We start from the raw sequence: 3,548 nt of genomic DNA, 5'->3' as shown, positions 1-3,548 counted from the left end.
CTTCAGCGGCGCGGCATAGGTCATATCGCGCTGGATGCATTCCTCGACGTCGTACTTGGGATCCTCGAACTCGTACGAGACGTACTCCAGCACGGCGCGTTCGTTGAAGTCCTTGATCGGGAAGACCGACTTGAACACGGCCTCGATGCCCTGCTCCTTGCGGACGCCGGGGCGCACTTCGCGTTGCAGAAACTGCTCGTAGGAAGCGCGCTGAACCTCGATCAGGTTCGGCATCTCGACGGCTTCGGGGATGCGTCCAAAGGACTTGCGAATCCGCTTCTTGCCGGTGAAGGTCGTAGCCGATGCGATCTGACCGTTGATGGCGAGACCGTTCAGGACGTCAGTCATTCAATGTTTCCCAGTCCGCACGGCGTGACCCGTGGGAGAAATGCAGTGGCACGACGCGCCTTTCGGCGGCCGTGACAATCGGTTTCGGCTCCCACCCTCGGACCCGCTAAGGTCCAGGAAGCCTGAAATCTGTGAGCTCCTTGGGAGAAGGAGCCACGCCTTCGCTCGGTCGGAGGGCGACGGACCGGGCCTCGGCGCTTTCGCGCGGAATCATGGAGGTGATTGCGGAACGCGGACGTATACTCGCTTTGACGGCGAAATAAAGGCCCTGTGGACAATCCGGTGCCAGAAATCTGTCCCGTCAGATTTCGACAGCGTCCCCGCGCGGCGAGACCTCTCAAGCTCGCCCGACGAGCGGCCGAGATGCGAGAGGAACCCTGAAATGATCGTCGTCAGAACCGCGCTTTCCATCGTGCTGGGCGCAACCTTGCCTGTTTCGGTGCCGACCACCGCACCAGCAGCCGCTCCCCAATCGGAACCCTCCACCGGTCTATGCCGCGCCCTGGTCGACAAGCTTGTCGATGCACAGCGCGAGCATCTCCGCAGCGCCGTGCTCCGCAGGCAGTCATCGAACGCCGCGCGTACAAGGGCTTGGGAAACGGAGATGGACGAGATCGTCAGGACCAACGAAGAGGATTTGGTCCGGGCCGAAAGACTTCGATCCAACTGGTCAACCGCAGACCCGCCGACCGCCGATGATCGGCACCGGGTGGAACTGCTGTCTGACGCGGAACAGACGACGCTCTCGATCCGCTGTGACCAGTTGGCCGCGCGCGCTGCGGTGCCCCAGCCGGTCCCCTCACGGGCGCCTGTTCCTGCTCTTCTCAGCGGCCCTCATGCAGAACGCTGCAAGGCCATCGCACAGGTGCTGTTCGAACACAGTTCCTCGGAATGGTCGATGGCGGACCATCATGCGGACCAGGCCGCGAGGGCCGGCCGTCCCTACGCAGTCATCGACCCACTGCGGGCAGAAGCCGCCGAAAAACTCATCCTTCTGCGCGAGGTGGAAGCGGTACAACAGCGCTACGCGTCGGCTCCTGACCTCGAATATGAGGCCCGTCTGCAGCTTGCCGGAGAGTTTGACGTTGCGGCTCTGCGCACGGCGATGCGCTCAGACTGTTCGGAAGCAGCCGCCGCTTCCGCTTCGCCACGCGTCCCCTCGCCGGTTCCTTCAACTCAGCCGAACCGGACACCACAGCCTGGACCGGTTCCGCCCCGCGCAACGGCCGTGGCCCCACCCCCTTCACCGCCCCCCGCAGCACCGAGGCTATCTTCGATGACGCCGGTACGTCTTCCGGCCGGAGCGTCGAATGCGCCCTGGGCCGGCGATGCCGGACCCGGGGAGGAGCGACTGGTGCTCTGTCCCGTCGGCCAGCGTCTGACAGGCCTGCGTCGCTACGGGTTGCCGCGCGTAGAGGGCCTGGGAGCCTCTTGCGCCAGGTTCGATCCGGCGTGGAGCCAGGTTCCACCGGGCGTCGAGGCTCAGAGAGTCGGCACCACTACGGGCCTTGCCTCGACCCATGCCTGCGCAACGGACGCCTGGATGACCGGAGTTGGCGTCCGGACCAGCGAGAGCGGACTGATGTCGGTCTCGCCGATCTGCCGGGGACGCCGAGCGCCCGCACCCGGTTCGGACAGCGCGTGGCGCCCAATCCCATCACCCGACAGGACCCGCAGTGACTGCCAGACTGGTGGTGCCGTCGGATTCAGCGTCAAGCTGACGCCCGGTCAGGTAGCCGCCATCTCGATCGTCTGCGCGCCCGGCTGAAACCCTCCCGATCGTCTGCGGACCGGCGTTCACACCTGCATTCGAGGCTGCTAAACGCTACCGACATGAAACGCATCGCCCTCGCCGCCGCCCTGGCCCTTTCGGCCGCCCTGTCCGCCTGCGCCTCCGGTCCGCCCGAGACCCTGCTGATGGCCGCGCCGTCGGATGCGGCGTCCTGGGTTCCGGCCCAGAGGGGTTATCTGGCCTGGTCCTCGACCCGACGTGGCTGGACCGTCGCCCCCTCAGGCCTGCAGTACAGGCGCGTCGGCCGCGCCCAGCCCAACGCCCCGATGCCGACATCGGCCGACGTCGTCCGCGTCCACTATCGCGGCACCCTGATCAACGGTCAGGAGTTCGACAGCTCCTTCGCCCGCAACGAGCCGGCCGAGTTCCCGCTGGGCCGGGTCATCCGCGGCTGGACCGAGGGCGTCGCCCTGATGCACGTGGGCGAGACCTACGACTTCGTCATCCCCGCCGACCTCGCCTATGGACCCCGCGCCATGGGATCGGACATCCCGGCCAACTCGACCCTGCTGTTCCGAGTTCAGTTGCTGGCCATCAATCCGTCGGCGACGCCACTCGGCTGAATTCTGCTACTATCCGCAGTCGACCGACTTGATGATGCCCGTCGCCTCATCGAAGCGGACATTGAGCCGGTCCGGCCGATAGTCGCGCGTCGTCGGGCAGGTGGTGCAGACGATCCTGACATTGGCACCCGGCGCGAAATCTACCGCACCCATATGAGAGCCGATCAGCGACTTTGCGGCCTCCGCATCGCATCGCTGCGGCCCGCCCGGCGTCGGCCCCGGAGCGGGTGCTTCGGCGCAGGCAACCGTCATGGCGGCGAGGCCGGCGATCAACACGATATGCCTCATCCGCATCGGACCTGCTCCACCACTTCCGTTTCGGCGTTGAAGAAGATGTTCTGGCGATAGGGCGAGAAGTCCATCGTCACCGCACAGGTGGTGCAGACCACGCGGCGGTTGACGACATCGACCGGCACCGGGATCTCGCGCTTGTTGCGCCCCACCAGCCATTGTAGTTCTGACGCCTTGCAAAGATCAGGCTCGCCGTCGGGCATCTTCGAGCCCACGGGCTGCGACACCTCGGCCTCGGCGACCACGGCCGGAGCGGGCGGTGGCCCGGCCGGTGTCGAACAGGCACCGAGCAGCAGGACCGCGATCAGGCCGCCTTTTGCCAGCCCTCGTCCGTCTGCTTCCAGTAGGCCAGGTCTGCCCCCTGCCCCTTCAGCACCCGCCAGCGCTCCCGCGCGCCGTGCAGCGCCGTCTCGTCCCGACCGTCGAAGATGATGAAGCATCGCGCATATCCTTCCGTGTCGCCCAGTTCAGAGCCATCGACGATGAACAGCGCCTGAGCGCCGTTCGGGTTCTCCCCCGTCCCCGTCAAAAGGATCGGCTGACGCTTGGCGTGG

6 protein-coding genes are annotated in these 3,548 nt (G+C 66.1%); 2 read left to right on the top strand and 4 right to left on the bottom strand.

All coding sequences use genetic code 11. The features are described from left to right. Positions 1-348: hypothetical protein (locus tag ACILQR_RS16065; protein WP_395652374.1), on the bottom strand; the 348-nt coding region annotated here is incomplete at its 3' end. A 382-nt stretch (positions 349-730) separates the two neighbouring features. On the opposite strand from ACILQR_RS16065, the gene ACILQR_RS16060 reads away from it, so the two are divergent. Together ACILQR_RS16060 and ACILQR_RS16055 are read left to right on the top strand one after the other, a co-directional pair. Further along, the gene (locus ACILQR_RS16060; protein ID WP_395652373.1) at positions 731-2,116 is read left to right on the top strand and encodes a hypothetical protein; all 1,386 of its coding nucleotides are present in this window, start codon (positions 731-733) and stop codon (positions 2,114-2,116) included. 65 nt (positions 2,117-2,181) lie between these two features. Then, positions 2,182-2,703, top strand: a complete 522-nt coding sequence (locus ACILQR_RS16055) for an FKBP-type peptidyl-prolyl cis-trans isomerase (protein WP_395652372.1) — start codon at positions 2,182-2,184, stop codon at positions 2,701-2,703. 9 nt (positions 2,704-2,712) lie between these two features. Here the strand turns inward: ACILQR_RS16055 and ACILQR_RS16050 are convergent, their stop codons facing one another. The 3 genes from ACILQR_RS16050 to ACILQR_RS16040 all read right to left on the bottom strand — a co-directional run. Then, entirely contained in the window at positions 2,713-2,979 is a 267-nt protein-coding gene (locus ACILQR_RS16050; protein WP_395652371.1) for a hemolysin, read from the bottom strand. A gap of 8 nt (positions 2,980-2,987) precedes the next feature. Further along, positions 2,988-3,239 (bottom strand): hypothetical protein, encoded by a 252-nt coding sequence (locus ACILQR_RS16045; RefSeq protein WP_395652370.1) that lies wholly within the window; start codon positions 3,237-3,239, stop codon positions 2,988-2,990. Positions 3,240-3,298: 59 nt separating this feature from the next. Continuing rightward, positions 3,299-3,548, bottom strand: a 250-nt coding sequence (locus ACILQR_RS16040) for a DNA polymerase III subunit chi (RefSeq protein ID WP_395652369.1), incomplete at its 5' end; no start/stop codon positions are given.

The organism is Brevundimonas sp., assembly GCF_044239655.1.
Classification (GTDB): Bacteria; Pseudomonadota; Alphaproteobacteria; order Caulobacterales; family Caulobacteraceae; genus Brevundimonas.
The sequence above is the reverse complement of the archived record's forward strand: the minus strand, read 5'-3'. Positions and strand labels throughout refer to the sequence as shown.

What these genes read in the sequence shown, in the direction of transcription:
- ACILQR_RS16055 (WP_395652372.1), top strand. Translation starts at nt 2,182, where the DNA reads ATGAAACGCATCGCCCTCGCCGCCGCCCTGGCCCTTTCGGCCGCCCTG.
- ACILQR_RS16060 (WP_395652373.1), top strand. Translation starts at nt 731, where the DNA reads ATGATCGTCGTCAGAACCGCGCTTTCCATCGTGCTGGGCGCAACCTTG.